The organism is Micromonospora sp. NPDC049645 (genome assembly GCF_040675155.1).
GTDB lineage: Bacteria > Actinomycetota > Actinomycetes > Mycobacteriales > Micromonosporaceae > Micromonospora.
On sequence record NZ_JBFAOI010000004.1, the window covers coordinates 1 to 24987 of the forward strand.

Annotated in this window: 28 protein-coding genes; 15 read left to right on the forward strand and 13 right to left on the reverse strand. The window is 72.2% G+C overall.

The genetic code is table 11. The annotated features are described in order from the left end of the window. Positions 1-126: 126 nt before the first annotated feature. Positions 127-1143 (reverse strand): RNA polymerase sigma factor SigB, encoded by a 1017-nt coding sequence (sigB, locus tag AB0J33_RS11560; protein ID WP_363612421.1) that lies wholly within the window; start codon positions 1141-1143, stop codon positions 127-129. Positions 1144-1374: 231 nt separating this feature from the next. Here sigB and AB0J33_RS11565 point away from each other — a divergent pair, with 231 nt between their 5' ends. Then, positions 1375-2163, forward strand: a complete 789-nt coding sequence (locus AB0J33_RS11565) for a sporulation protein (RefSeq protein WP_363613168.1) — start codon at positions 1375-1377, stop codon at positions 2161-2163. Positions 2164-2235: 72 nt separating this feature from the next. Here the strand turns inward: AB0J33_RS11565 and dtd are convergent, their stop codons facing one another. Further along, entirely contained in the window at positions 2236-2658 is a 423-nt protein-coding gene (dtd, locus tag AB0J33_RS11570) for a D-aminoacyl-tRNA deacylase (protein ID WP_363612423.1), read from the reverse strand. After that, entirely contained in the window at positions 2658-4142 is a 1485-nt protein-coding gene (locus tag AB0J33_RS11575) for a methyltransferase (RefSeq protein ID WP_363612425.1), read from the reverse strand. The genes dtd and AB0J33_RS11575 overlap by 1 nt, the downstream gene beginning before the upstream one ends. Positions 4143-4237: 95 nt before the next feature. Between AB0J33_RS11575 and AB0J33_RS11580 the strand changes: the two genes are divergently transcribed. Continuing rightward, positions 4238-4828 (forward strand): HhH-GPD-type base excision DNA repair protein, encoded by a 591-nt coding sequence (locus tag AB0J33_RS11580; RefSeq protein WP_363612427.1) that lies wholly within the window; start codon positions 4238-4240, stop codon positions 4826-4828. Between the two features lie 12 nt (positions 4829-4840). On the opposite strand, the gene AB0J33_RS11585 is transcribed toward AB0J33_RS11580, so the two are convergent. Together AB0J33_RS11585 and AB0J33_RS11590 are read right to left on the reverse strand one after the other, a co-directional pair. Further along, entirely contained in the window at positions 4841-5152 is a 312-nt protein-coding gene (locus AB0J33_RS11585; RefSeq protein ID WP_363613170.1) for a hypothetical protein, read from the reverse strand. Between the two features lie 14 nt (positions 5153-5166). Then, positions 5167-5454, reverse strand: coding sequence for a hypothetical protein (locus AB0J33_RS11590; protein ID WP_124771959.1), 288 nt, complete (start codon positions 5452-5454; stop codon positions 5167-5169). A gap of 104 nt (positions 5455-5558) precedes the next feature. Between AB0J33_RS11590 and AB0J33_RS11595 the strand changes: the two genes are divergently transcribed. Further along, positions 5559-5918 (forward strand): DUF3099 domain-containing protein, encoded by a 360-nt coding sequence (locus AB0J33_RS11595; protein WP_030337423.1) that lies wholly within the window; start codon positions 5559-5561, stop codon positions 5916-5918. Between the two features lie 30 nt (positions 5919-5948). On the opposite strand, the gene AB0J33_RS11600 is transcribed toward AB0J33_RS11595, so the two are convergent. Together AB0J33_RS11600 and AB0J33_RS11605 are read right to left on the reverse strand one after the other, a co-directional pair. Further along, entirely contained in the window at positions 5949-6848 is a 900-nt protein-coding gene (locus AB0J33_RS11600) for a PfkB family carbohydrate kinase (RefSeq protein WP_363612430.1), read from the reverse strand. Continuing rightward, positions 6845-7780 carry a pseudouridine-5'-phosphate glycosidase gene (locus AB0J33_RS11605; protein ID WP_363612432.1) on the reverse strand — a complete coding sequence of 312 codons (936 nt, stop codon included), beginning with the start codon at positions 7778-7780 and terminating at the stop codon, positions 6845-6847. The genes AB0J33_RS11600 and AB0J33_RS11605 overlap by 4 nt, the downstream gene beginning before the upstream one ends. Before the next feature lie 88 nt (positions 7781-7868). Between AB0J33_RS11605 and AB0J33_RS11610 the strand changes: the two genes are divergently transcribed. From AB0J33_RS11610 to AB0J33_RS11620, 3 genes are all read left to right on the forward strand, one after another. After that, positions 7869-8087 carry a DUF3039 domain-containing protein gene (locus tag AB0J33_RS11610; protein ID WP_007456912.1) on the forward strand — a complete coding sequence of 73 codons (219 nt, stop codon included), beginning with the start codon at positions 7869-7871 and terminating at the stop codon, positions 8085-8087. Positions 8088-8127: 40 nt separating this feature from the next. Further along, positions 8128-8790 (forward strand): trimeric intracellular cation channel family protein, encoded by a 663-nt coding sequence (locus AB0J33_RS11615; protein ID WP_363612435.1) that lies wholly within the window; start codon positions 8128-8130, stop codon positions 8788-8790. Between the two features lie 213 nt (positions 8791-9003). Then, entirely contained in the window at positions 9004-10737 is a 1734-nt protein-coding gene (locus tag AB0J33_RS11620) for a DEAD/DEAH box helicase (RefSeq protein ID WP_363612437.1), read from the forward strand. A 393-nt stretch (positions 10738-11130) separates the two neighbouring features. On the opposite strand, the gene AB0J33_RS11625 is transcribed toward AB0J33_RS11620, so the two are convergent. Both AB0J33_RS11625 and AB0J33_RS11630 read right to left on the reverse strand, forming a co-directional pair. Beyond that, positions 11131-11364 carry a hypothetical protein gene (locus AB0J33_RS11625; protein WP_030337431.1) on the reverse strand — a complete coding sequence of 78 codons (234 nt, stop codon included), beginning with the start codon at positions 11362-11364 and terminating at the stop codon, positions 11131-11133. A gap of 245 nt (positions 11365-11609) precedes the next feature. Continuing rightward, positions 11610-13220, reverse strand: coding sequence for an RNA polymerase sigma factor (locus tag AB0J33_RS11630; RefSeq protein WP_363612439.1), 1611 nt, complete (start codon positions 13218-13220; stop codon positions 11610-11612). 649 nt (positions 13221-13869) lie between these two features. Between AB0J33_RS11630 and AB0J33_RS11635 the strand changes: the two genes are divergently transcribed. Next, positions 13870-14688 carry an inositol monophosphatase family protein gene (locus AB0J33_RS11635; RefSeq protein ID WP_363612441.1) on the forward strand — a complete coding sequence of 273 codons (819 nt, stop codon included), beginning with the start codon at positions 13870-13872 and terminating at the stop codon, positions 14686-14688. 46 nt (positions 14689-14734) lie between these two features. On the opposite strand, the gene AB0J33_RS11640 is transcribed toward AB0J33_RS11635, so the two are convergent. Then, positions 14735-15250: a LytR C-terminal domain-containing protein gene (locus AB0J33_RS11640; protein ID WP_363613172.1), complete on the reverse strand. Its 516-nt coding sequence runs from the start codon at positions 15248-15250 to the stop codon at positions 14735-14737. Between the two features lie 432 nt (positions 15251-15682). Between AB0J33_RS11640 and AB0J33_RS11645 the strand changes: the two genes are divergently transcribed. Together AB0J33_RS11645 and AB0J33_RS11650 are read left to right on the forward strand one after the other, a co-directional pair. Next, positions 15683-15979 carry a DUF4193 domain-containing protein gene (locus AB0J33_RS11645; protein ID WP_007075406.1) on the forward strand — a complete coding sequence of 99 codons (297 nt, stop codon included), beginning with the start codon at positions 15683-15685 and terminating at the stop codon, positions 15977-15979. A 116-nt stretch (positions 15980-16095) separates the two neighbouring features. Next, complete coding sequence (locus AB0J33_RS11650; protein ID WP_363612444.1) at positions 16096-16953, forward strand: hypothetical protein; 858 nt, start codon at positions 16096-16098, stop codon at positions 16951-16953. A 20-nt stretch (positions 16954-16973) separates the two neighbouring features. Here AB0J33_RS11650 and AB0J33_RS11655 read toward each other — a convergent pair whose 3' ends face one another. Beyond that, positions 16974-17501 carry a DUF3093 domain-containing protein gene (locus tag AB0J33_RS11655; RefSeq protein WP_363612446.1) on the reverse strand — a complete coding sequence of 176 codons (528 nt, stop codon included), beginning with the start codon at positions 17499-17501 and terminating at the stop codon, positions 16974-16976. Positions 17502-17591: 90 nt separating this feature from the next. Here AB0J33_RS11655 and dut point away from each other — a divergent pair, with 90 nt between their 5' ends. The 4 genes from dut (at position 17592) to AB0J33_RS11675 (ending at position 20020) form a co-directional block, all read left to right on the forward strand. Further along, positions 17592-18128 (forward strand): dUTP diphosphatase, encoded by a 537-nt coding sequence (dut, locus tag AB0J33_RS11660; protein WP_363612448.1) that lies wholly within the window; start codon positions 17592-17594, stop codon positions 18126-18128. A 25-nt stretch (positions 18129-18153) separates the two neighbouring features. Continuing rightward, on the forward strand, positions 18154-18816 hold the full coding sequence (locus tag AB0J33_RS11665; protein ID WP_363612450.1) for a DUF3710 domain-containing protein: 663 nt from the start codon (positions 18154-18156) through the stop codon (positions 18814-18816). A gap of 114 nt (positions 18817-18930) precedes the next feature. Further along, a complete protein-coding gene (locus AB0J33_RS11670; protein WP_363612452.1) occupies positions 18931-19311 on the forward strand; it encodes an OB-fold nucleic acid binding domain-containing protein in 381 nt (126 codons plus the stop codon). Positions 19312-19336: 25 nt separating this feature from the next. Further along, a complete protein-coding gene (locus AB0J33_RS11675) occupies positions 19337-20020 on the forward strand; it encodes a DUF3159 domain-containing protein (protein WP_363612454.1) in 684 nt (227 codons plus the stop codon). Positions 20021-20057: 37 nt separating this feature from the next. Here the strand turns inward: AB0J33_RS11675 and AB0J33_RS11680 are convergent, their stop codons facing one another. Further along, a complete protein-coding gene (locus AB0J33_RS11680; protein WP_363612456.1) occupies positions 20058-20747 on the reverse strand; it encodes a TrkA family potassium uptake protein in 690 nt (229 codons plus the stop codon). 2 nt (positions 20748-20749) lie between these two features. Next, positions 20750-21415 carry a TrkA family potassium uptake protein gene (locus AB0J33_RS11685; protein ID WP_363612458.1) on the reverse strand — a complete coding sequence of 222 codons (666 nt, stop codon included), beginning with the start codon at positions 21413-21415 and terminating at the stop codon, positions 20750-20752. A 164-nt stretch (positions 21416-21579) separates the two neighbouring features. Between AB0J33_RS11685 and AB0J33_RS11690 the strand changes: the two genes are divergently transcribed. Further along, positions 21580-23658 carry an APC family permease gene (locus AB0J33_RS11690; RefSeq protein ID WP_363612460.1) on the forward strand — a complete coding sequence of 693 codons (2079 nt, stop codon included), beginning with the start codon at positions 21580-21582 and terminating at the stop codon, positions 23656-23658. Between the two features lie 40 nt (positions 23659-23698). Next, positions 23699-24937 (forward strand): TRAM domain-containing protein, encoded by a 1239-nt coding sequence (locus AB0J33_RS11695; protein WP_363613174.1) that lies wholly within the window; start codon positions 23699-23701, stop codon positions 24935-24937. The last annotated feature ends 50 nt before the right edge of the window (positions 24938-24987 follow it).

The following is a 24987-nucleotide window of genomic DNA, read 5'->3' on the forward strand; positions in this document are numbered from 1 at the left end:
CCGCCCCTGGTGGGGGGGGGGGGCGCGGCACCCGGCCCGGACCCGGGCGCGCGCCGGCTCGCTTGGGCCGGGTTCGCACGGAAGGCCCCGGCGAACCGCCGGGGCCTTCCGTGCGAACCGGGTGCGTCAGCAGGCGTACGCCTCCAGGCGCTGGGCCCGCTCCGGGGCGCGCAGCTTCAGCAGCGTCACCTTCTCGATCTGCCGGATCCGCTCCCGGGACAGGCCGAACTCCCGACCGACCTCGTCCAGGGTGCGCTGCCGGCCGTCGTCCAGGCCGAACCGGAGCCGGATGACCGCCTGCTCCCGCTGGGACAGGGTGGCCAGCACGATGCTGACCTCGTTGCGCAGTTCGCCCTGGGCGGCGGCGTCGCCCGGCTCGGTGCGCGGGTCTACCGAGGCGACGAAGTCGCCGAGCGCGCTCTCACCGTCGTCGCCGACGGCCTGGTCCAGGCTGACCGGCTCCCGGTCGTACGAGATCAGCTCGATGACCTGGATCTCGGGGATCTCCAGTGCGCGGGCGACCTCGCTGACCGTCGGTTCGCGGCCCAGCGTCACCGCCAGCTCGCGGCGGGCCCGGACCATCCGGTTGACCTGCTCGACCATGTGCACCGGGATGCGGATGGTGCGGGCCTGGTCGGCCATGGCGCGGGTGATGGCCTGTCGGATCCACCAGGTGGCGTACGTGGAGAACTTGTAGCCCTTGGCGTAGTCGAACTTCTCCACCGCCCGGATCAGGCCGAGGTTGCCCTCCTGGATCAGGTCGAGAAACGCCATGCCACGGCCGGTGTAGCGCTTGGCGATGCTGACCACCAGCCGCAGGTTCGCCTCCAACAGGTGGTCCTTGGCCGCCCGACCCTCCGCGACGATGAGCTCCAGGTCGGCTCGCAGCTCCGCGGAGACCGGGGTGCAGGTGGCCAGTTTCTCGTCGGCGAACAGGCCGGCCTCGATGCGCCGTGCCAGGTCGACCTCCTGCGCGGCGGTCAGCAGCTTCGTCCGGCCGATCCCGTTGAGGTAGGCCCGGACCAGGTCGGTGGAGATGCCGCGCTCGTCGGTGGCGTCCAGGTCGACGAGAGCGTCGCCGGCCCCGTCGGTGTCGGTCGTGGTGGCCGGGCGCGTCCGGTGTTCCGTCATCTGCAGGACCATCTCTGTCTCTCCCCGTTTCCACGTCTGTGCCGTGTCTCCGGCCCAGTGGTGCCGGTGTGACAACAGCTTGGCGGGCGGGGCGTAAAACGGGAGTGAGGCGATCGGGCACCCGACAGGAATCGGGTCGGATCGCTGGCGGGGTGTGTCATCCCGCCGGTGGTTGCCCGTCCCGGCTACGTTGCGGACGGCCGGCCACCTCTGGCCGGCCGAGGACGACTGATGGAGGACGGCGTGGTCTTCAAGCGGCTGATGAAGGCGATGGGGGTCGGCGGCCCGTCGGTGGAGACGGTGCTGGCCAACCCGAACTGCCGCCCCGGCGGCCAGTTGGAGGGCCGCATCCAGGTGGTGGGTGGCGACCACCAGGTCGACATCGACCATGTCACTCTCGGGCTGGTCACCCGGGTCGAGGTCGAGAGCGGCGACAACGACTACGACACCACGCAGGAGTTCCACCGTCAGCAGGTCACCGGCGCGTTCCGGCTGGAGCCGGGGCAGCGCTACGACCTCCCGTTCCGCTTCGACGTGCCGTGGGAGACACCGGTCACCGAGCTGTACGGGCAGCACCTGCACGGGATGACGATGGGCCTGCGTACCGAGTTGGAGGTCGCCCGCGCGGTCGACAAGGGTGACCTGGACGCCGTGGCGGTGCAACCGCTGCCCGCGCAGGAGCGACTGCTGGACGGGTTGCTGCGGCTGGGTTTCCGGTTCGCTCGCGCCGATGTGGAGCGTGGTCACATCTACGGCGTACGTCAGACGTTGCCGTTCTATCAGGAGATCGAGTTCAGCCCGGCGCCGCAGTACGCCCGCTCGATCAACCAGTTGGAGGTCACCTTCATCGCCGACGCGCAGCAGATGCAGGTGGTGCTGGAGGTCGACAAGCGTGGCGGTGTCTTCACCGAGGGCCGGGACGCCTTCGGCCGGTTCACGGTCGACCACGCCACCGCCGGCCGCACCGACTGGAGCGCGGAACTCGACGACTGGCTCCGCCAGTCCCTGACCCGCCGTGGCCTCTTCTCCTGACCACCTCCACCCCGGGGCCAACGGGCGGAGGGTGGCGGCCGGGGGTGGGTGGGGCCGGGGGTGGGTGGGGCGTTAGAGGTCCAGGAGGAGGGTTTGGGGGCCGATGTTGGTGCTCTCGACCAGCATGTGGGTGCGGAAGCGGCCGGTCTCGACCTTGGCGCCCCGCTCACGCAGGGCCTCGACGACAGCGGTGACCAGCGGTTCGGCGACCTCGGCGGGGGCGGCGGCGATCCAGCTCGGACGGCGACCCTTGCGGACGTCGCCGTAGAGGGTGAACTGACTGACCACCAGGATCGGGGCGCCGGTGTCGGCGGCGGAGCGTTCACCGTCCAGGATGCGGACCTCGTGCACCTTGCGGGCCATCGTCTGCGCGGTCTGCGCGGTGTCGGTGTGGGTCACCCCGAGCAGCACCAGCAGACCGTTCTCGATCGCGCCGACCACCTCGCCGTCGACCGTCACGCTGGCCCGCCCGACGGTCTGCACCACCGCCCGCATCAGCCGGTCACCGGCTCGATGAAACCGCGCTCCACCAGGTGCGCCACGATCGGGCCGGCGGCCTCGGCCATCTCGTCGGGCTCGACGTCGTGCGCGGCGGCGAGCAGGGCGAGCTGATCACGCAACGCCAGCCGACCGTCGGCGCCGCCGACCAGCGCCAGCACCAGCGGGTCGATCTCCTCGGTCCAGCGCAGACCGTTCGGCATCGCGAGGACCTGCCGGTCCACCCCCCAGCCCTCGTCGCCCATGGTCGCCTCCTGCCGCAGCTGGAGGCCCTCGGCGGCCCGGTAGCGCTCGGCGAGCAACGATTCGGTGTCGCGTACCCGAAGAAAGTCCTGGCGGTCGAACCAGGCGCTGATCTGGTCGCCCAGCGGTGGCTGCACCCGCTGACGCAGGTCCTCCACCCGGACCACCGGGTCGGCGTGCCCACCGCGGCGCAGGGACACGATGCCGAAGCCGATCCCCTCCACCTTGTGCGCGTCGAACCAGTCCAGCCAGGCGGCCATCCGCTGCGGGTCGGCGGTCTCGCCGACGTCGGTGAGCCACAGGTCGACGTACGCCATCGGGTCGGCCACCTCGCGCTGGATCACCCAGGCGTCCAGGCCGGTGCCGGCGAACCAACCGGCCACCCGCTCGTCCCATTCCTCGCCGGCGACGTGCACCCAGTTCGCCAGGTACTGCATGGTGCCGCCCTCGGTGAGCAGGCCCGGCGCGGCGGCGGCCAGCTCGGCGCCGATCGCGTCACCGACCCGGCCGGAGTCGCGGTAGACGTGCGTGGTGGTGCCCGGCCCGACCACGAACGGCGGATTGCTCACCACCAGGTCGAACCGACGGCCAGCCACCGGAGCGACCAAATCGCCCCGCAGGAGCTCCCAGTCCTGACCGTTGAGCGCGGCGGTGGTCGCGGCGAAGCGCAGCGCCCGCTCGGAGAGGTCGGTGGCGGTCACCGACCGGGCGTGGGTGGCCAGGTGCAGGGCCTGGACTCCGGAGCCGGTGCCCAGGTCCAGTGCGGTGTCGACCGGCCGACGCATCGTCGCGCCGATCAGGGTGTGGGTCGCCCCGCCGACGCCGAGGACGTGTTCGGCGTGCAACGGGCGACCCGGTCGGGCGCTGGCCGGCACGTCGGCGAGCACCCACCAGTCGTCGCCGTACGGCTCCAGGTCGACGCCGGCGCGCAGGCCGTCTCCGTACCGCTCGACCAGCCCGCCGGCCAGCGCCTCGGCCAGGCTCAGCGGCGCCAACGCGGCGGCCACCGCCGCCTCCGGCTCGGTCTGGTCGCAGATGAACACCCGGATCAGGGTGCCGAGCGGATCGCCGTCCTCGGTGGCGCGTAACGCGGCCCGGTAGTCGTTGCGGGCGACCGCGGCGGTCGCCTGGGCGCCCAGCCTCTCGGCGATGCCGTGGCCGGTGAAACCGGTCCGGGTCAGCGCGGTCCGCAGCGCGTCGACACCGGCGGGGGAGAGCAGCATGTCGTGTTCGTCCACCCCGCCATCCTGCCCTCCGTCGTACCCCGGGTCAGCGGCACCCGCCGGTAGACGTCGGGGTGTCGGTGCCCACCCGGATCGGCGCGGGAGGCAGGATGGTCCGCATGACGCTTGTGCTGCCCATCGATCCGGAGGCGAACCGGCTGCTGGAGCGCAGTCCGCTGGCCCTGCTGCTCGGCATGGTCCTCGACCAGCAGGTGCCGATGGAGAAGGCGTTCTCGTCGCCGTACGTGCTGGCGCAGCGGCTCGGTCACGAGCTGGACGCGGCGGAGCTGGCTGGGTACGACCCGGAGGCGCTTGTCGCGATCTTCGCCCAGCCGCCCGCGTTGCACCGGTTCCCGAAGGCCATGGCGGCCCGGGTGCAGGAGGTCTGTCAGGTGCTGGTGGAGCGCTACGACGGCGACGCGGCGCTGCTCTGGGCCGACGTCGCCGACGGGCCGGAGCTGCTGCGCCGGGTCTCCGCGCTGCCCGGCTTCGGCAAGCAGAAGGCGCAGATCTTCGTGGCCCTGCTCGGCAAGCGGTTCGGGGTGACCCCGCAGGACTGGCGGGAGGCCGCCGGCGGGTACGGCGACCCGGGCGCGTACCGGTCGGTGGCCGACGTCACCGACGCCGACTCGCTGCGCCGGGTGCGGGAGTTCAAGCAGCAGATGAAGGCGGCGGCGAAGGCGAAGACCGCCGACGCCTGACCCGGGGGCCGTTCAGGCGGCGGTGGGGTGCGCCAGTGAGGCCAGCGCGCGCCGGACGTCGGCCAGCGAGACGGTGGCCGAGTCGTCGAGGTCGGCCAGGCCCGCCTCGATCCACTGGCGCATCAGCGTGGTGACCCCGATGCCCCGGGCGTCGGCGGCGGCGCGGACCCGCTCGTAGGTGTCCAGTGGCAGCCGGACCGAGCGGCTCACCATCGGCACGTCGGTGTCGGGGGTGGGCAGGTCCGCCGCCGGGCTCTCGTTGATCAGCTCGGCGATCCGGTCGCCGCCGCCGTGGAACTGCTTGGTCGCGTCGTTACGGTGCATCGTCACGGCCCCCTTTATCGGCGATCTCTCCGTACGGCCTCGTCGTAGCGCTTGGACTCGACGTCGCTCAGCTCGCGGGCGGAGAGGATGTCCCAGTCGTTGTCGGTGCCATCGGCCTCGGCGAGCAGCACCGCCAGCCGGCGGCCCCGACGGGCGGCGGCGTAGACCACCATCACGTCGTCGCCCAGATGGCGGATGACCCGGCGGGCGCTGTGCAGCGCCTCCCAGACTTCCCCGGGCGTGACGTCGTAGACCCTCAGGTTGGCCAACGCCTCGTCGGTGAAGCTGAACCTGCTGCCCACGCAGCGGAGCGTACCACGGACGTAACACGCACCGGGATGAGTCGAAGTTCGCTGATCACGCGGCCGCGGTGACAGGATGAGGCGTAATCCCCTCGAGGAGGTCCATGGTGAAGCGTCAGGCGTACCAGCCGATTCTGATCACCGACGCCTCGCGCAGCCAGGACGATCAGCTCAACAGTCGCCAGCGCCGCTACGTCCTGATGATGGGCATCCGGGTGCTGTGCATCATCGTCGGCGCGATCCTGGTCGGTGCGAACGCCCCACTGCTCTGGCTGTGGCTGCCTTTGTGCGGCCTCGGCATGGTGCTCATCCCCTGGCTGGCCGTGCTGCTGGCCAACGACCGGCCGCCGAAGGAGGAGCACCGGCTGGCCAACCGGTTCCACCCCCGTCAGCAGGACGACACCCCGCCGATGAGCCTCACCGCCGAGGAACGCCCGCACAAGGTCATCGACGTCGAACCCTGACCCGCGCGGGCGGGCCAGGGTTCGCGCCCGTCAGGGCTGTGGCCGGGCCCCGGCCGTGGAGACGGCCAGCGCGCCCAGGTCGGTGGCGCGGCTCAGCGCCGCGCTCGGGGTCGCACCGGCGAGCCAGGCGGTGAGCAGACCGGCCGCGAAGGCGTCGCCCGCCCCCGTGACGTCCACCACCGCCACCCGCCGGGCCGGTGTCACACACACCGCCGCGGTGCGGTCGACCCAGACCGCACCGGCCGCGCCGCCTTTGACCACGACCCGCCGAGCCGTCGCCGACAACGCACGCCCCTGCGCCGCCGGGTCCAGCCCGCCGGCCAGCACCGTGGCCTCGTCCGCGTTGACCAGGAGCAGGTCGATGTCGCGTACCCAACTCAGGAACGCCGCCGCGCCGACCCGCCGCAGCGGCGCCGCGGAGGCCGCGTCGACGCTGGTGGTGAGCCCGCGCTCGCGGGCGGCGGCCAACGCCCGCAGCCCCGCGCCGCGCGACGCGGCGTCCAGCAGGGTGTACGCGGACAGGTGCAGATGCCCCGCGTCGGGCGCCGCCGCGACGGCCTGGTCGACGTGCGCGGCGCTCAGCCGCAGGTTCGCGCCCCGCTGGCTGACCATGGTGCGTTCGTCGTCGTGGGCCAACACGATGACCGTGCCGGTCGGGGCGCCCTCGATCCGCTCGATCGCGCAGTCGACGCCCGCCCGGTCCAGCTCGGCCACCCGGTCCCGCCCGGCGTCGTCGGCACCGACGGCGCCGACGAGCGTGACGTCCACCCGTTGCGCGGCGACCCACGCGGCGGTGTTGGCCGCCTGACCGCCGCCACCGAGACTGATCCCGGCGCCGGTGTCCGAGCCGGCCGCGAGCGGCCCGGACAGTACGGCGACCACATCGGTGATCACGTCCCCGACGACGACCACCCGGGCCGGTCGGGTCATGCCGCCACGGCGGTGCCGCGGGCCGCCGCGGCGACCGCGATCCGCGCGGCCAGGTCGGCGTTGCGCAGGATGATCCGGACGTTCACCGCGAGGCTCGCGCCCTCGGTGGCCGAGTGGAAGTGCGCCAGCAGGTACGGGGTGACGGCCTTACCGGTGATCCCGTCCCGCTCCAGCAGGGCCAGACCGTCGGCGAGCGTCCGGTCGTGCAGCTCCGGGTCGAGTTGCTCGTCGACCGGCAGTGGATTGGCGATGAGCAGTCCGCCGGTGTGCACGGCCTGCTCGTCCCGGGCGGCGAGCACGGCGGCGACCTGCTCCGGTGAGTCCACCGACCAGTCCAGGTCGAAGCCGGCGTCGGTGCGGTAGAAGCCGGGGAAGCGGCGGGTGCGGTAACCCACCACCGCGACCCCGAGGGTCTCCAGGCGCTCCAACGTCGCGCCCACGTCGAGGATCGACTTGACCCCGGCGCAGACCACCGCGATCGGGGTCTGCGCCAGGGTGACCAGGTCCGCCGACTCGTCGAAGGTGTGCGCGGCCTCCCGGTGCACCCCGCCCAGGCCGCCGGTGGCGAACACCCCGATGCCGGCGGCGGCGGCCACCGCGCTGGTCGCGGCCACCGTCGTCGCGCCGTCCGCACCGGTCGCGGCCGCCACCGCGAGGTCGCGGACGGAGAGCTTCGTCACGCCGTCGACCGTGGCCAGCCGGGTCAGCTGCGCGTCGTCGAGGCCGACCACCAGCCGTCCGGCGATCATGCCGATCGTCGCCGGAACGGCCCCGGCGTCCCGAACCGCCCGCTCGATCTCCCGGGCCACCCGCAGGTTCTCCGGGCGGGGCAGACCGTGCGAGACGATGGTGCTCTCCAAGGCGACGACGGGCCGGCCGTCGCGCTGGGCTTCGGCCACCTCGGTGCCGTAGCTGATGCGAAAGTCAGTCACACGGGCACCGTACGGGGTCGGGCCTCGGCCGGGCTCAAGTGGACCCGGCCGTGATGACCTGCCAAACTTGACGGTTGGAGGTGCAGACGTGAGCACAGAGGTTCTCGAGCGTCCGGAGCTGAAGGACGCCGACACCGGTCCCGAGATGTTCCACTACGTCCGCAAGGAGAAGATCGCCGAGAGTGCCGTCATGGGCACTTTCGTCGTCGCTCTCTGCGGCGAGACCTTCCCGGTCACCAAGGCGGCCAAGCCGGGTTCACCGGTCTGCCCCAAGTGCAAGGAGATCTACGACTCGTACCGCGAGTGAACCTCGGCCCGTGTCCCGGCGGGCGACGTAGCCTGCGGCGGTGACCACCTCCACCGCCCTGCTCCTCGCCGACCTGACCGGGGTCGCGGTGTTCGCCGCCTCCGGCGCCTCGGCGGCGGTGGCCAAGCGGCTGGACCTGTTCGGTGTCGCGTTCGTCGGTTTCGTGGCCGCCCTCGGCGGTGGGATCTTCCGGGACCTGGTCATCGACGAGGTGCCGCCGCTGGCCTTCGCCGACTGGCGGTACGCGGCCACCGCAGCGGTCACCGCGCTCGCCGTCTTCTGGCTGCACCCGCAACTGGCCCGGCTGCGTACCACCGTGCTGGTGCTGGACGCGGCCGGCCTGGCGCTGTTCACCGTCACCGGCACGCTCAAGGCCCTCGACGCCCGGGTGCCGGCGGTCGGCGCCTGCCTGATCGGCATGCTCACCGCGATCGGCGGCGGACTCGGCCGCGACCTGCTCACCGCCGAGATCCCGGTCGTGCTGCGCCGGGAGATCTACGCGCTGGCCGCGTTGGCCGGCTCGGTCCTGGTGGCGTTGCTGTACGTCACCGGGCAGACCGGGCCCGCGCCGCTCACCGCCGCCGCCGTCCTGGTCTTCGGTCTGCGCCTGATCGCGTTGCGCCGACGCTGGTCCGCGCCGGTGGCCACGCTGCGTCCGCCACGTACCGGTTCGGCGGATCCACGCACCGACCGGGAGTGGTGAGACGGTCCGACCGGGAGTGGTGAGACGGTCCGACCGCTCTTCGATCGGGTGCGGGATTGTGACCAGCGTGGCGTCGCCTGGGCCCGACGGCCCGCGCTGGTTATGCTGAGTCGGCCTTCGCGGCAGCTTCTGCGCGGAGGCGTTTTCATGGGCGGCGGATCCTCGTGGCCCTCGCCCGGGGTCCGCCATCGTGCGGTCGGAGAGGAGCTTCGCGTGGCAGCCCGGACGCCGGTGCTCGAGACGTTCCCGGCGCTGCGCGCCTGGCAGCGCAAGGCGCTGGTGGAGTACCTGCGCCGACGTACCGAGGACTTCACCGCGGTCGCCACGCCCGGCGCCGGCAAGACCACCTTCGCCCTGCGGATCGCGGCCGAGCTGCTCGGTGACGGCACCGTGGAGGCGGTCACCGTGGTCGCCCCGACCGAGCACCTGAAGAACCAGTGGGCAGACGCCGCGGCCCGGGTGGGCATCCAACTCGACGCCGCGTTCCGCAACGCCGACCTGCACTCCGCGGCCGACTTCCACGGCGCGGTGGTCACCTACGCGCAGGTGGGGATGGCCCCGCAGGTGCACCGGCGACGCACCATGACCCGCCGGACCCTGGTCATCCTCGACGAGATCCACCACGCCGGCGACTCCCGGTCCTGGGGCGACGGGGTGAAGAACGCCTTCGAACCCGCCGTACGCCGGCTGATGCTCACCGGGACGCCGTTCCGCTCCGACGACAACCCGATCCCGTTCGTCAGCTACGAGCGGGGCGGAGACGGGCTGCTGCGCTCCCGCGCCGACTCGGTGTACGGCTACTCCGACGCCCTGCGCGACGGCGTGGTCCGGCCGGTGCTCTTCCTGGCGTACTCCGGGGAGACCCGCTGGCGCACCAACGCGGGGGAGGAGTTGGCCGCCCGACTGGGCGAGCCGATGACTCAGGACCTGGTGGCGCAGGCGTGGCGTACGGCCCTCGACCCGGCCGGCGACTGGATGCCACAGGTGCTGCGCGCCGCCGACGCCCGACTCACCGTGCTGCGCAACGCTGGCATGGCCGACGCCGGTGGTCTGATCATCGCCACCGACCAGCAGACCGCCCGCTCGTACGCCAAGCTGATCGAGCAGGTGACCGGCGAGAAGGCCGCCGTGGTGCTCTCCGACGACCAGGGCGCGTCCGCCCGGATCGCGACGTTCGCGGCGTCCGACCAGCGGTGGCTGGTCGCGGTGCGGATGGTGTCCGAGGGTGTCGACATCCCGCGACTGGCGGTCGGGGTCTACGCCACCAGCGCCAGCACGCCGCTCTACTTCGCCCAGGCGATCGGCCGGTTCGTACGGGCCCGTCGACCCGGGGAGACCGCGTCGGTCTTCCTGCCCAGCGTGCCGCACCTGCTCGGGCTGGCCAGCGAGATGGAGACCGAGCGCGACCACGTGCTCGGCAAACCCAAGGAAGCCGACGGATTCGACGACGACCTGCTGGAACGCGCGCAGCGCGACGACCAGGCCAGCGGAGAGTTGGAGAAGCGGTTCGCGGCTCTCTCGGCCACCGCCGAGCTGGACCAGGTGATCTTCGACGGCGCGTCCTTCGGCACCGCGGCCCAGGCCGGCACCCCGGAGGAGGAGGAGTACCTCGGCCTGCCCGGCCTGCTCACCGCCGACCAGGTCTCGCTGCTGCTGACCAAGCGGCAGGCCGCACAGCTCGCCGCCCAACGCCGTCGCACGGCCGACGGGGCCGCTCAGACGGCCGCTGCGCCCACGGCAGCGCCACCGGCACCAATGAGTGCCGCCCAGCGTCGCGTGGCGCTCCGGCGGCAACTGAACGCCCTGGTGGCCGCCCGACACCACCGTACCGGCCAGCCACACGGCAAGATCCACGCCGAGTTGCGTCGGCTCTGCGGCGGGCCGCCGAGCGCCCAGGCCACTATCGAGCAGCTCGAGGAACGCATCGCCACCGTGCAAACCCTCTAGACCCGCCCCATCGGAGGGCTGGCGGGGACGCTACGTGCTGGGGCGTGGGCGACCTGTACCGGCGGTGGCGAGGACGCTGGCCGGGACGCTGCCGACTGCGGTACCGAGGATCAGGGTGTCACGGGCGGGCACCTGGGCGGCGCTGCTGGCTCTGCTCGGCTCCGGCCGGGCCGAAGGACTCCCCGTCCCTGCGGCTACGGCTGCCCTCTGTGCGCGTCCCCGGATCAAGATCGTGCAATCTCCACGATGTAGTGGCATCGGTGCGTCGGTGAGGCCCCTACATCCAGGTTCGAGCGTGACCTTGGCGGAGTGCGGGGCGCGGGGCGTTTGGACAGAAAAGTCGGCCGGAGGCACCCTCTGGGTGCCTCCGGCCGGCTATGTCGGTTTGCGGATCTAGTTCGCCATCAGATCGGCGCCACGCCAACTGAAATCGGGCTCCGTTGCGAACCGCTCGGTGATCTTCACGAGATCCTCCGCGTACTTGTTCGCGTGGTGCCCGCAGAACACCAGCTCGCTCCCACCCGCCAGAGTGATCCGGAGCTTCCCGGCAGCATTGCAGCGGTCGCACCGTTCATCGGCGGCTGGGGGCGCCACCGTCTCGGGCGGCGGCGTGAGGGTCGGGGTCATCGCCTTCCTCCTCTGGTCGTCACCGATGAACAATCTCTTCGGTCGTTGCTCACCTATCGTGCAACACCCTTACTAGGCACTGCCTTCCCTGTGTGCCCGCGGGGGACCGAGGTCACACCTGGAAGGGACAGTGTGCCGTGCACCCAGGGTGCCACGTCAACGATCACATTCGTGCATCCGGACGATCTCCATCTGGTGTTGCACACCAGGTGGTCAAAACGACACGTTCAGTTGACGAAACCGGCTCAGTCCAGGTAATCCCTGAGGACCTGTGACCGGGACGGGTGACGCAACTTCGACATCGTTTTGGACTCGATCTGCCGGATCCGCTCCCGGGTCACCCCGTAGACCTGGCCGATCTCGTCCAGCGTCCGAGGCTGGCCGTCGGTCAGGCCGAAGCGCAGGCGTACCACACCCGCCTCACGCTCGGAGAGCGTCTGTAGCACCTGCTGGAGCTGGTCCTGCAGGAGCGAGAACGAGACCGCGTCGACCGCGACCACGGCCTCGGAATCCTCGATGAAGTCACCGAGCTGGCTGTCGCCCTCGTCGCCGATGGTCTGGTCCAGCGAGATCGGCTCCCGAGCGTACTGCTGGATCTCCAGCACCTTCTCGGGTGTGATGTCCATCTCCTTGGCCAGCTCTTCCGGGGTGGGCTCGCGGCCCAGGTCCTGGAGCAGCTCACGCTGTATGCGGCCGAGCTTGTTGATGACCTCGACCATGTGCACCGGGATGCGGATGGTGCGGGCCTGGTCGGCCATGGCGCGGGTGATGGCCTGTCGGATCCACCAGGTGGCGTACGTGGAGAACTTGTAGCCCTTGGTGTAGTCGAACTTCTCCACGGCCCGGATCAGGCCGAGGTTGCCCTCCTGGATCAGGTCGAGGAAGGCCATGCCACGGCCGGTGTAGCGCTTGGCCAGCGACACCACCAGTCGGAGGTTCGCCTCCAGGAGGTGGTTCTTGGCGCGCTCGCCGTCGCGGGAGATCCAGCCCAGGTCACGGACCATCTCCCGGACGAGCTTCTCCTCGCCCTCGTCGGCGGCGCGCAGCCGCTCGGCGGCGTAGAGCCCGGCCTCGATCCGCTTGGCCAGCTCAACCTCTTGCTCGGCGTTGAGCAGCGGAACCTTGCCGATCTGCTTCAGGTACGCCCGGACGGAGTCGGCGGAGGCGGTCAGCTCGGCGTCGCGCCGGGCCTGCTTGAGGGCCTCGGACTCCTCGTCGTCCCACTCGAAGTCGTTGTCGGTCGCGGAGGCGGCGGCGTCGGTCTCGGCGGCCTGGGCCAGCTCGGCCGGCTCCTCGACCACCACGTCCTCGATCGCGGCGGCCAGCTCCTCCGGGTCGATATCGCCCTCGGCGCCCTCACCCTTGGCCTTGCCGGCGGCCTTGGTCGGCTTGGCCCCGGCGGCCGCGGCCACCGTCGCCTTGGTGGCTCGGGTCGACCTGGTCGCCTTCGTCGGCGTCGCCGCGGCGGCCTCGGCGGGGGTGCCGGTCGCCTTGCGGGCGGCCACCTTGCGCGGGGCCGGCGTCGAGGGGGCGTCGTCGGCGGCGGGCGCCTGCTTCGGGGCGGGCGCGGCGGCCTTCTTGGTGGTCTTGGCGGTGGTGGCCCGGGACGCCGGCGTGGTCGAGCGAGCCGCGGCGACGCGTCGGCGGGTGCTCGCCGAGCCGTCCACCACCACGGTCACGCCCGCCTCGGAGAGCGCCCGCAGGATCTTCTTGGCCTGGGCCGGAGTCACCTCGGCGGACTCGACGGTGCGCGCGAGCTGGGCCGACGTGAGCTGACCACCGGCGCTCTGCGCGTGGGCGATCAGGGTGTCGGTGAGCGAGCGAACGTCGGCGCCGGGCTGGCGGGGTTCTGTCACGAATGACCTTCCGGAGGCGAAGAGCGGGCACGGCGGGTTCGTCCAGCGCAGCGAGGGTTACCGTGCCGGGCGATGTGGTTGAGGGACCCTCGTGTCACGGTCCGGCCGGTGCTCGGCGGTCCGTGCCGCGTGGGCAGGGGTGAATTGTAACGCCGTCTGCGGCGATCATCCTGCTCCGCACCGCGTACCGCCGGTGAGGACCGTCGGTGCGGCGGAGATCTGGACTTTCGGGTAATGATAGCCGCGCGACGGGCGGAGGGTTCGCGTCGTCGAAGCCCGCGGTGCGCAGATCGTGGCCAAACTGCCGCTTGAGCAGGCGATAGCAGCCCACCGTGACGGTTGCGCCGCTGCGCCGGTGGATCGGTGGGGGCGCCGGTGCCGTCCCGAGCACGTCGCGGTCGGGCAACGTTGGTGGGCCGAGCGGGTCCAGGGCGGTAGGCACTTAAGCGACATTACCTGACCTAAAGGGGCATGTTGGTCAGGCTTGGTGGCTCAAGACGCGCGGATGGGCGAGGGGTGCCCACCTAGCCGGTGGGCGGCGGCGAAGATCCTGGTCTGGTGCCGTCGCGCGGCGTCCGGGACGATGATCTTCGGAAGCCGGGTCGGCAGGCGCATCCACTTGCACCCGGAGTGCGGAAAGAGGCGAACCATGACCAATTCGGCAACGACGCCGCCGGAGCTGCTCGCGATCGCGATCGAGGTGGCTCGGGACGCGGCGGACACCGCGTACCGGATGCGCGCCGAGGGGGTCGTCGTCGCCGCGACGAAGAGCACCGTCACCGACGTGGTCACCGCCGCCGACCGGGCCGTCGAGCGACAGATCCTCGACGCGCTGGCCGCGCGGCGCCCGGACGACTCGGTGCTCGGCGAGGAGTACGGCGAGGGCGCCTCCGGTGCGGCGCGTAGCGGGGTGCGGTGGATCGTCGACCCGATCGACGGCACGGTGAACTACCTGTACGGGCTGCCGCACTCCGCGGTCTCGCTGGCCGCCGAGGTGGACGGGGTGGTGGTCGCCGGGGTGGTGCGCAACGTGAACACCGGCGAGGAGTGGACCGCCACGGCCGGCGGCGGAGCCTGGCGCGACGGTGTCCGGCTGCGCTGCTCCGACGAGGTCGACCTGGGTCAGGCGCTGGTCGGCACCGGCTTCGGCTACGACGCGGGTCGGCGGGCCCACCAGGCGCAGGTGGTGGCCGGGTTGATCGCACACGTGCGGGACATCCGCCGGCTCGGTGCCGCCGCCCTGGACCTCTGCCTGGTCGCGGAGGGTCGGCTCGACGCGTACTTCGAGAAGGGCCTCGCGGCCTGGGACCTGGCGGCGGGCGGGCTGGTGGCCGCCGAGGCGGGGGTCCTGGTCGCCGGCCTGGCCGGCGGACCGCCGGGGCCGGACCTGGTGGTCGCGGCGCCGCCCGCCCTCTTCCCGCCGTTGCACGACCGGCTGGCCGCGCTGGACGCCGCCGGCGGACCGTGATCGCTGGGCGATCGGCCGAACCGGCGGCGAGGGCTCGGTTACGCCGTCACTTGGCCGGCGGCGACGGGCAGGAGCCCTTGGGCGCGATCGGCGGGCCCGAGTCGCCGAGCGACTGGTTGACCTCGGTCGTGGTGGCGAGCTGCTGGAAGCCGTTGCCCAGCACCACGTCCACGATGTCGTCGGTGCGCTTCTCGTCGTAGCCCGGCACGGCGTCGTTGAGGAAGTACGCCTGGAGCAGGTGCGCGGAACCGACACCCTTCGGGCCGAACCGCAGCACCGCGACGCCGGCAACCTGCTTCTTCTCGGTTGCGGTCTTCTTGACCTGGAACTGTCGGTTGCTGAACTCGTCGGCGACGGTACGGGCGAGGCCGGGCTGGTCGGTGGCGTTGAACACGTTGATCTTGACGTCCTTGCGTTCGCGCAGGGTCAGATCCGCCAGTGGCCAGCCCTCGGGGCAACCCGCCGCGGTGCCCGCCTTACCCTGGCTGTCGCGGACCACGGCCACGACGACGAAGACCAGGGCGATGACCGCCAGCAGACCGACGACGACGAGTGCTCGCACGCGCGCAAAACTCATCAGGGCACTCCCCGGACCTCAGGTGGGTGGTGGCGGCCACCAGCGATCGCTCAGGCCGCCGGCCGTCGAATACGCCGCTGAGGTTAACGGTTGTCCGGCCGTCGCGTGGAAACAGCCCGACATGCCGGCGCGCCGACCGCGAACCAGGTACTACTACCCCTATCTTCGTGTCGCCTGAATCACATTGGGAACAACTTCGCGTGCGGGGCGTACATCTCAGCCGCAAGGGCGGTATACATGCCTCGCCCAAGGGGGGGTAAGGTTCCGCGCTCGCAGGGGAGTCGCCCCGGCGAGCTCGACCCGTTCGGTCCTCGGGTCGGGTGCCCGACACAAGTGGTGGCCGGCCAGCGGAACCGAAACAGCGTCGTCCGGCGTTACAACCGGAAGCGACAACATCGATATGGGAGAGTGAAACCGATGGCCACCGACTACGACGCCCCGCGTCGCGACGAGGTCGACCTCGGCGAGGACAGCCTGGAAGAGCTCAAGGCACGGCGCGTCGACTCACAGTCAGGCGCGGTGGACGTCGACGAGGCCGAGGTGGCCGAGAGCTTCGAGCTGCCCGGTGCCGATCTGGCCGACGAGGAGCTCACGGTCAAGGTGCTTCCGATGCAGCAGGACGAGTTCCGGTGCGCCCGCTGCTTCCTGGTCCACCACCGTAGCCAGCTGGCAGTCGAGCGTAACGGCGAGCTGATCTGCCGCGAGTGCGTCTGACAACCACGACACCAGCGGCGGCCTCCTGAACGGGGCCGCCGCTGCCGGTGTAGGCATGCGCCAGCGGTGGGTACCTGCTTGACTCGTAGCGGGTAGCCACAGCACCGGGAGGTCCGATGAGCGATCGAGGCGGCACCACCGACGGCGGCACGGACAAGCTCGGTGCCACCGGCGGCGGCACTGACGATCGCGGTGCCACCGGCGGCGGCACTGACGATCTCGGTGCGACCGTCGCGGCGCTGACCGCTGACGACATCGAGCCGGCCCGACGCCGCCAACTGCTGACCCGGATGGTCGGGCAGGCCCGTGCCCGGGGCATCTCCGACCTGTTCAAGCCCCGGGCCGCCGTGCGCTGGATGGTCGACACCGTCACCGAGATCGCCCCGCACGTGCCCGTGCGGGACCTGGACACCCTGCGCCGACACTTCCCCGGTCTGGACGATGCCGCCCTGGCCGACAGACTCATCCGCAACGCGTCCCGGACCACCGCCGCGATCGGCGCGGCCGGCGGTGGCGTCGCCGCCGTCGAGTGGACGGTCGCTCCGACCCTGCTCTCCGCGCCGGTGCTGCTCGCCGCCGAGACCGTGGCCGTGGTGGCGGTGGAGCTGAAACTGGTCGGCGAGCTGCACGAGATCCACGGTGTCGAACTACCGGCCGGCGGCAGCCAACGAGCGGTCGCGCTGGTGCACTCCTGGGCCACCCAGCGTGGGGTCAACCCGATGGTCCCCGGCGTGGGGGTGGGCGCGGTGCTCGGCACCGCCGCCCGCAAGGAACTGCGGGACATGCTGCTGCGGCGTTTCGGCCGCAACCTCACCACGCTCGGGCCGTTCCTGACCGGCGCGGCGGTGGCCAGCTTCCTCAACCGCCGGGCCACCCAGCAGATGGCCGACCAACTCCAGGTCGACCTGCGCCGACGGGGCATCGCGCGGCCCGCGCCACCGGCCGCCCTACCGGGCCCGCCGACCGGCACCTGACCGGACCATCGGCCTCGGGGTCAGCTCCGCTCGCTCGCCGCGGGAGCGGACACCGCCGGCACGTCCCGTGCGGCAAGCACCGCCTCGGCCAGCTCGACCGGGTGGCGGGTGCTGACCACCCAGAACGGGGTCGGGTCGGCGGGGTCATCCAGGATCACCTGCACGGCGCCGCCGATCCACGGTCGCTGCACCACGAAGGCCAGCGGGTCCGCGCCGACCCCGAGCACCTCACGGCGGCCGGCCGCGTCCAGCGGCACCACGTCGGCCACGAAACGCACCGGCAGGCGGGCGTCGTCCACCAGCAGCTCGGAATCGGACACCCCGACCCGGATCCGGCCCAACCACCACAGCCCGACCGCGGTGAGCGGCACCAGCACGGCGAACGGCAGCCAGGTGCGGACGCCGGAGGCGCCCATCCAGATCTCGACGGCCAGCAACGCGGCGGCCACCAGCCCGGCCAGCCACAGCCACCAGGGCAGATCCAACCGCTCGGCGTACGCCGAGCGGGGGGCGACCGGCGGCTGATCGGCCGACGGGGAGGGCGACATGCTCACTCCTGCGAGGGTACGGCGCACGGCGGCGCGACGAACCGGCAGGATGGCAGGGTCACCCCGAGAACCGGACGGAAGAGGGGACCCGTGACCGACGTCGTACCCGTGCCCGTACAGCTGCTCGACCCCGAGCTGCCGCTGCCCACGTACGCCCATCCCGGCGACGCGGGGGCCGACCTGGTGGCGGCCGCGGACGTGGAGCTGCCACCCGGCGGCCGTGCCCTGGTGCCCACCGGCGTGGCCGTCGCGCTGCCGGAGGGGTACGTGGGCCTGGTCCATCCCCGGTCCGGTCTGGCGGCCAGGCTCGGCGTGACGGTGCTCAACGCGCCCGGTACGGTCGACGCCGGCTACCGGGGTGAGATCCTGGTCAACCTGATCAATCATGATCGGGATGTGCCGGCGAAGATCTCCCGCGGCGACCGGATCGCGCAGCTCGTGGTCCAGCAGGTCGCACGGGCGCGGTTCGAGCCGGTGGTCGAGCTGCCCGCGTCCCGGCGCGGGACCGGTGGGCACGGGTCCACCGGTGGGCACGCCGGGCTGGTGCCGTCGCCGACGGGCCAGGACCGGGTCGAGCGGCGGCCGAACGAGCCGGGCCGCGGGCAGACGGAAGAGGTGGCAGGGTGAGTGTGAACAGCGGAGGGCAGGCGCAGTGATCTTCTCCCGAAAGCGGGCCGACGCCGAGCGGCAGACCCGTGACGAGCGGGCCACCCAGGTCCCGGACCAGGGCGATGCGGCGCCGACGCTGGAGCGCGGCCCGTACGACATCTCCGAGGACTACGACGACGTGCAGCGACTCGACCTGGGCAGCCTGCACATCCCGGCGATCGCCGACGTCGAGGTGCGGGTGCAGGCCGACCCGCAGGGTGTGATCCAGCAGGTGGTGCTGGTGCACGGCGACAATGCGCTCCAGCTGGGCGTCTTCGCCGCGCCCCGGTCCGAGGGGATCTGGGACGAGGTGCGCGAGGAGATCCGGCAGTCGCTGCTCCGCGACGGGGCGAGCGCGCAGGAGGTCGCCGGCGAGTACGGCCCGGAGCTGCACGCCCAGGTGCGTACCCCGGACGGTGCGACGAACCTGCGGTTCGTCGGGATCGACGGCCCCCGCTGGATGGTCCGTGGCGTGTTCCAGGGCCCGGTGGCCACCGACCCGGCCATGGCCGGGCCGCTGGTCGAGTGCCTGGACGGCCTGGTGGTCGACCGGGGCCAGGAGGCGAAGCCGGTCCGCGAGCCGCTGCCGCTGCGGCTGCCCCGGGAGATCGCCGACCAGGCCGCCACCGAGGAGGGCGACGCCGCCGCCGAGCCGCGCCAGGTCTGACCCGCCCGCACCGGCCCGCCGGAACCAGCCCCGTCGGCGTACGCTGGCGGCACGGTTCCGGCGCCGCCGGGGCCGGCCGGGGACGGCGAGCGTGGAGAGGGTGACGCGGAGGTCATGATGACCGACGAGAGCCGGGTGTCGCTGCGGCGCATCCTGCAACGGTTCACCGCCAGCGAGGCCGAGATCGACGCGCAGGAGCTGCGTCGGGAGAGCGCCGAGTGCGGCGGGATCCCGGCCCAGCAGTGCTCCCGGGGCCAGCTGGTCTCGGTCGCCGGGCGGCTGCGCACGGTGGTCTACACGCCGCGTACCAATCTGCCGACCCTCGAGGCCGACCTGTACGACGGCAGCGACGTGGTCACCCTGGTCTGGCTGGGGCGACGACACATCGCCGGGATCGAGCCGGGCCGGCACCTGACCGCCCGGGGCCGGGTGGCGATGCGCGACGACCGCAAGGTCATCTACAACCCCTACTACGAGCTGGACTCGCCCAAGTGACGGCACTGCGGACGGAAGGCCGGCGATGACGACGGGACAGGACCGGACGGCCCAGCCGGAGACCAGCCCCCAGGACGAGGAGCCGCTGCCGACGATCGCCGAGCAGATGGCCGACCAGCTCGGCGGCTGGCGTGGGCTGGTCGAGTCCAGCATCCCGGTCGTGGTGTTCGTCGTCGCCAACATCATCGGCGAGCTGCGGCCGGCGGTGATCGCGTCGATCGCGGTGGCGGTGCTGATCGCCGGGCTGCGGCTGGCCCAGCGCCGTCCGATCCGGCACGCCGTCAACGGGCTGTTCGGCGTCGGCGTCGGCGCGGCCATCGCCTGGCGCACCGGCGACGAGCGGGACTTCTACCTTCCCGGCATCCTCTACGGCATCGGGTACGGCGTCGCTCTGCTGATCTCCGCCGCGATCCGGCAGCCGCTGGTGGGCTGGATCTGGTCGGTGCTGGTCGCCAAGGGCCGCTCGGAGTGGCGAGCCGACCCGAAGCTGGTGCGCACATTCACCCAGCTGACCGTGCTCTGGGGCGTGGTCTGGCTGGCCAAGGTGGGGGTGCAGGCCGGGCTCTACCTGGCCCACCAGGACACCGCGCTGGGCGTGGCCCGGCTGGCGCTGGGCTACCCGCCGTACGCGCTGCTGCTGCTGATCACGGTCTGGACGGTGCGCCGGGTCACCCGGGAGTCACCACCGGCCCCGCTGCCCGGCGCCTGAGCGGGGCCGAGCCGCCCGGCTCGTGCCTGTCCGCCGCTCACCGTGAGCCGCGGGTCCGTTCGACGCTGTCCGGCCCGAGGATCACCGCGCGGACCTCGTCCTCGACCTCGGCGGTGCAGACGAAGATCAGCTCGTCGCCGGCCTCGATCGGGTCGTCCGGGCTGGGCACCAGGACCCGCTTGCCGCGCAGGATCGCCACCAGCGCGGCGTCGCGGGGCAGCGGCACGGCGTGGATCGGCTGACCGACGTACGGGGCGGTCGGCGGCAGGGTGATCTCGACCAGGTTCGCCTCGCCCTGTCGGAAGGTCATCAGCCGGACCAGGTCGCCGACGGTGACCGCCTCCTCGACCAGCGCGGCCATCACCCGCGGCTTGCTCACCGCGACGTCCACGCCCCACTGCTCGGTGAAGAGCCACTCGTTCTCGGCCCGGTTGACCCGGGCGACCACGCGCGGCACCGCGAACTCGGTCTTGGCCAGCAGCGACAGCACCAGGTTGGTCTTGTCGTCGCCGGTGGCCGCGACCACCACGTCACAACCGGCGACGTTGGCCTCCTCCAGGCTGGCCACCTCGCACGCGTCGGCGAGGACCCACTCGGCGGCCGGCACCCGGTCCGGTCGCAGCATCTTGGGCTGGCGCTCGATCAGCATCACCTGGTGGCCGTTGTCGATCAGCTCCTGGGCGATCGAGCGGCCCACGTTGCCCGCGCCCGCGATGGCGATCCGCATGCTCAGTGCCCCCCTTCCGGCGGCGTCGCCGCCACCGACGTGACCGTCGCCACGATGTCGTCGCTGACCAGCATGAACACCTGGTCACCCTCCTGCACGACGGTGGAGCCGGTGGGCAGCGTGCCGATGCCGAAGCGGATCAGGTAGGCCACCCGTGCCCCGGCCGCGTCCTCGAGTGATCGCACCGGCCGGCCGATCCAGTCCTTGTGCACCGGCACCTCGACGATCGACACGGTGCTGGTGGGATCGCGGAAGATCTCCACGTTGCCCTCCGGCACCAGGTGTCGCAGCATCCGGTCGGCCGTCCACCGCACGGTCGCCACGGTGGGAATGCCCAGCCGCTCGTAGACCTGTGCCCGGCGCTGGTCGTAGATGCGGGCGGCGACCCGGGACACGCCGAACGTCTCGCGGGCCAGCCGGGCCGAGATGATGTTGGAGTTGTCGCCGCTCGACACCGCCGCGAAGGCGTCCGCGCGCTCGATGCCGGCCTGCCGGAGCACCTCGCCGTCGAAGCCGGCCCCGGTCACCGTGATCCCGGCGAAGTCGGGGCCGAGCCGGCGGAAGGCGTCGGCGTCCTGGTCGATCACCGCCACCGAGTGCCCTCGGGACTCCAGGCTGTGGGCGAGGGTCGACCCGACCCGGCCACACCCCATGATCACGACGTGCACGCTGTCCCTCCCAAGGTGCGTACCGCTCCCGCTGCCGGTGCCCTTCCGAGTGCGAGCCTGCCACGTCCCGGTGGCCAGCGGGGACCGACCGTACCCCCTCGTGCTGAGCGGCGGTGATCGCCCACCCCCGCCGTCCCGCCGTGGTGGTCGTACCCTTGGCGTTCGTGGCCAGTCCCACCTCGCTGCTGAAGCGGCTTCTTCTCGGTCGACCGTTCCGGTCCGACCGGCTGCAGCACACCCTCCTGCCGAAGCGCATCGCGCTGCCCGTGTTCGCCTCCGACGCGCTGTCCAGCGTCGCGTACGCGCCCGACGAGATCCTGCTGACCCTGTCCATCGCCGGCGCCTCCGCGTACGTCTTCTCGCCGTGGATCGCGCTGGCCGTGGTGGTGGTCATGCTCACGGTGGTGGCCAGCTACCGGCAGAACGTGCACGCCTACCCGTCCGGTGGCGGCGACTACGAGGTGGCCACGGTCAACCTGGGCCCGAAGTTCGGCGTCGGGGTGGCCAGCGCGCTGCTTGTCGACTATGTGCTCACGGTGGCGGTGTCGGTCTCCTCCGGGGTGGCCAACCTGGGCTCCGTGGTGCCGTTCGTGGCCACCCACAAGGTCCTGATCGCGGTGAGCGCGGTGGTCCTGCTGAGCGCGGTCAACCTGCGCGGCCTGCGCGAGTCGGGCACCGCGTTCGCGATCCCCACCTACGGCTTCGTCATCGTGATGGCCGGGATGCTGCTCACCGGCCTGTTCCGGGTCTTCGTGCTGGGTGACGACCTCCGCGCGCCGAGCGCCGACCTGGTCATCCAGGCCGAGCACAGCGTGACCGGTTTCGCGCTCATCTTCCTGCTGCTGCGCACGTTCAGCTCGGGCGCCGCCGCCCTCACCGGTGTCGAGGCGATCTCCAACGGGGTGCCGGCGTTCAAGGCGCCGAAGAGCCGCAACGCCGCCACCACCCTGCTGCTGCTCGGCAGCATCTCGGTGAGCATGCTGGTCGGGATCATCTGGCTGGCCCGGCTGACCCACCTGCAGTTCGTCGAGGATCCGAGCCTGCAGATCGTCTCCGGCCCCGAGGGGTACGTGCAGAAGACGGTCACCACCCAGCTCGGCGAGACGGTCTTCGGCTCCGGGTCGATCCTGCTCTACGTGGTGGCCGGGATGACCGCCCTGATCCTCTTCCTGGCCGCGAACACCGCGTTCAACGGCTTCCCGGTGCTCGGCTCGATCCTCGCCCAGGACCGCTACCTGCCCCGGCAGTTCCACACCCGGGGCGACCGGCTGGCGTTCTCCAACGGCATCGTCTTCCTCGCCCTCTTCGCGATCGTGCTGATCGTCGGCTTCCAGGCCGAGGTGACCCGACTCATCCAGCTCTACATCGTCGGGGTCTTCGTCTCGTTCACCGTCTCCCAGGCCGGCATGATCCGGCACTGGAACCGGCGTCTGCGTACCGAACGGGACCCGGAGGCGCGCCGCCGGATGCACCGGTCGCGGGCCATCAACACGTTCGGCGCGGGCCTGACCGGCGCGGTGCTGGTGATCGTCCTGATCACCAAGTTCCTGCTCGGCGCCTGGATCGCGATCGCCGCGATGGCGGTGATCTACGTGTTGATGCTGGCCATCCGCCGGCACTACGACCGGATCGCCGTGGAACTGACCCCGCCGGACGAGGGCCGGGCCGTGCTGCCCGCCCGAAACCACGCGATCGTGCTGGTCAGCAAGCTGCACCAGCCGACGCTGCGGGCCATCGCGTACGCCCGCGCCACCCGACCGGACACGCTGACCGCCGTGACCGTCAACGTGGACGAGACGGACACCCGGGAGTTGCAGGCCGAGTGGGAGCGCCGGGAGATGGCCATTCCGCTCACCGTCATCGACTCGCCGTACCGGGAGATCACCCGACCGATCCTGGACTTCGTCGCCTCCACCCGCCGCAAGTCGCCCCGGGACGTGGTCACGGTGTTCATCCCCGAGTACGTGGTCGGGCGGTGGTGGGAGAACCTGCTGCACAACCAGAGCGCCCTGCGCCTCAAGGGCCGGCTGCTCTTCGAACCGGGGGTGATGGTGGTCAGCGTTCCGTGGCAGCTCGCGTCGACGGCGAACAAGAACCTGGACCGGCTGGACGCCACGTTGTCCCGGACGCCGGCGCGGGGCCCGCGGAGCACCGTGCCGGTCGCCGCCCCGCCGGTGGTGTCCGCGCCGTCCGACGAGGGCGACCGGGCAAGCGGCGGGACGGCGGGGAACGCTCGTGACTGAGCCGGGCGGGCAGCGGAACGTGACACCCCTGTCGGCGTCGGTGGCCTTCGAGCGGAGCCTGGCCGAGACGGACCGGGTGGAGCTGACCGTCGATGCGGTCGCCCCCGGCGGGCACTGTGTCGCCCGGGTGGACGGGCAGGTCGTCTTCGTCCGGCACGCGCTGCCCGGTGAACGGGTCATCGCCGAGGTCACCGAGGTGCACCGGGGGTTCGTCCGGGCCGACGCGGTGACCGTGCTGGAGCCCTCACCGGACCGGGTCGAGCCGCCCTGCCCGTACGCGAGGCCCGGTGCCTGTGGCGGTTGCGACCTCCAGCACGTCGCCCCGGCCGCGCAACTGGCCTGGAAGACCGCCGTGGTACGGGAACAGTTGGTCCGCCTCGGTGGGCTGACCGACGTCGAGCTGGATCGGCTCGGCGTCCGGGTCGAGGCGCTGCCCGGCGGGCTGCTCGGCTGGCGCTCCCGGGTCCGGTACGCGGTGGACGCCGCGGACCGCGCCGGCCTACTCAAGCACCGCTCGCACGAGGTGGTGCCGATCGACCGCTGCCGGATCGCCCACCCGGCCATCCAGCAGCTGCCGGTGCTCACCCCCAGCGGCGCGCGTTGGCCGGCCGCCGAGGCGGTGGAGACCGTCGCCAGCACCGGCGGGGACGTGACCGTCACCGAACTCCGCGACGGGGCGCCCACCCCGGTCAGCGGCCCGACCGAGGTCCGCGAGGTCGCCGCCGGACGGGACTGGGCGCTGCCCGCGTCCGCGTTCTGGCAGGTCCACCCGGCCGCCGCGGACACCCTCGCCACGGCGGTGCTGGAGTTGCTGGACCCACAGCCGGGCGAGATCGCCTGGGACCTCTACGGCGGCGCCGGGTTGTTCGCCGCCGGCCTGGCCACCCGGGTCGGCACGACCGGCCGGGTGACCCTGGTCGAAGCGGCGGCGCAGGGCGTCGCCGCCGCCCGGGAGAACCTCGCCGACCTGCCCACCGTCGAGGTGGTGTCGGCCCGGGTGGAGACCGCGTTGGCCCGCCGGCGGATCACCGGCCCGGTCGACGTGGTGGTGCTCGACCCGCCGCGCGCCGGCGCCGGTGCCCCGGTGGTCCGCGCGCTGGCCGCCGCCGGCCCACGGGCGGTCGCGTACGTGGCCTGTGACCCGGCCGCCTTCGCCCGGGACGTCCGCACCTTCGCCGACCTCGGCTGGCGGCTGGCGGCGCTGCGGGGCTTCGACCTGTTTCCGATGACACAGCACGTCGAGCAGGTCGGGTTGCTGCTCCCGCCGGACGGGCGGTAGGACGGCGCGACCGGCGCCACGTGTCGACGCCTGACCGGGCGCACAGCCGC

Bases quoted from the DNA above. Each gene is read 5' to 3' on its own strand.
- AB0J33_RS11625 (WP_030337431.1), bottom strand. From the start codon at position 11,364: ATGACCCCGACCCTCACGCCGCCGCCCGAGACGGTGGCGCCCCCAGCC.
- AB0J33_RS11650 (WP_363612444.1), top strand. From the start codon at position 16,096: ATGAGCGATCGAGGCGGCACCACCGACGGCGGCACGGACAAGCTCGGT.
- AB0J33_RS11675 (WP_363612454.1), top strand. From the start codon at position 19,337: ATGACGACGGGACAGGACCGGACGGCCCAGCCGGAGACCAGCCCCCAG.
- AB0J33_RS11655 (WP_363612446.1), bottom strand. From the start codon at position 17,501: ATGTCGCCCTCCCCGTCGGCCGATCAGCCGCCGGTCGCCCCCCGCTCG.
- AB0J33_RS11670 (WP_363612452.1), top strand. From the start codon at position 18,931: ATGATGACCGACGAGAGCCGGGTGTCGCTGCGGCGCATCCTGCAACGG.
- AB0J33_RS11580 (WP_363612427.1), top strand. From the start codon at position 4,238: ATGGTCCGCATGACGCTTGTGCTGCCCATCGATCCGGAGGCGAACCGG.
- sigB (WP_363612421.1), bottom strand. From the start codon at position 1,143: ATGGTCCTGCAGATGACGGAACACCGGACGCGCCCGGCCACCACGACC.
- AB0J33_RS11600 (WP_363612430.1), bottom strand. From the start codon at position 6,848: ATGACCCGACCGGCCCGGGTGGTCGTCGTCGGGGACGTGATCACCGAT.
- AB0J33_RS11585 (WP_363613170.1), bottom strand. From the start codon at position 5,152: ATGCACCGTAACGACGCGACCAAGCAGTTCCACGGCGGCGGCGACCGG.
- AB0J33_RS11635 (WP_363612441.1), top strand. From the start codon at position 13,870: ATGACCAATTCGGCAACGACGCCGCCGGAGCTGCTCGCGATCGCGATC.
- AB0J33_RS11680 (WP_363612456.1), bottom strand. From the start codon at position 20,747: ATGCGGATCGCCATCGCGGGCGCGGGCAACGTGGGCCGCTCGATCGCC.
- AB0J33_RS11595 (WP_030337423.1), top strand. From the start codon at position 5,559: ATGGTGAAGCGTCAGGCGTACCAGCCGATTCTGATCACCGACGCCTCG.
- dtd (WP_363612423.1), bottom strand. From the start codon at position 2,658: ATGCGGGCGGTGGTGCAGACCGTCGGGCGGGCCAGCGTGACGGTCGAC.
- AB0J33_RS11645 (WP_007075406.1), top strand. From the start codon at position 15,683: ATGGCCACCGACTACGACGCCCCGCGTCGCGACGAGGTCGACCTCGGC.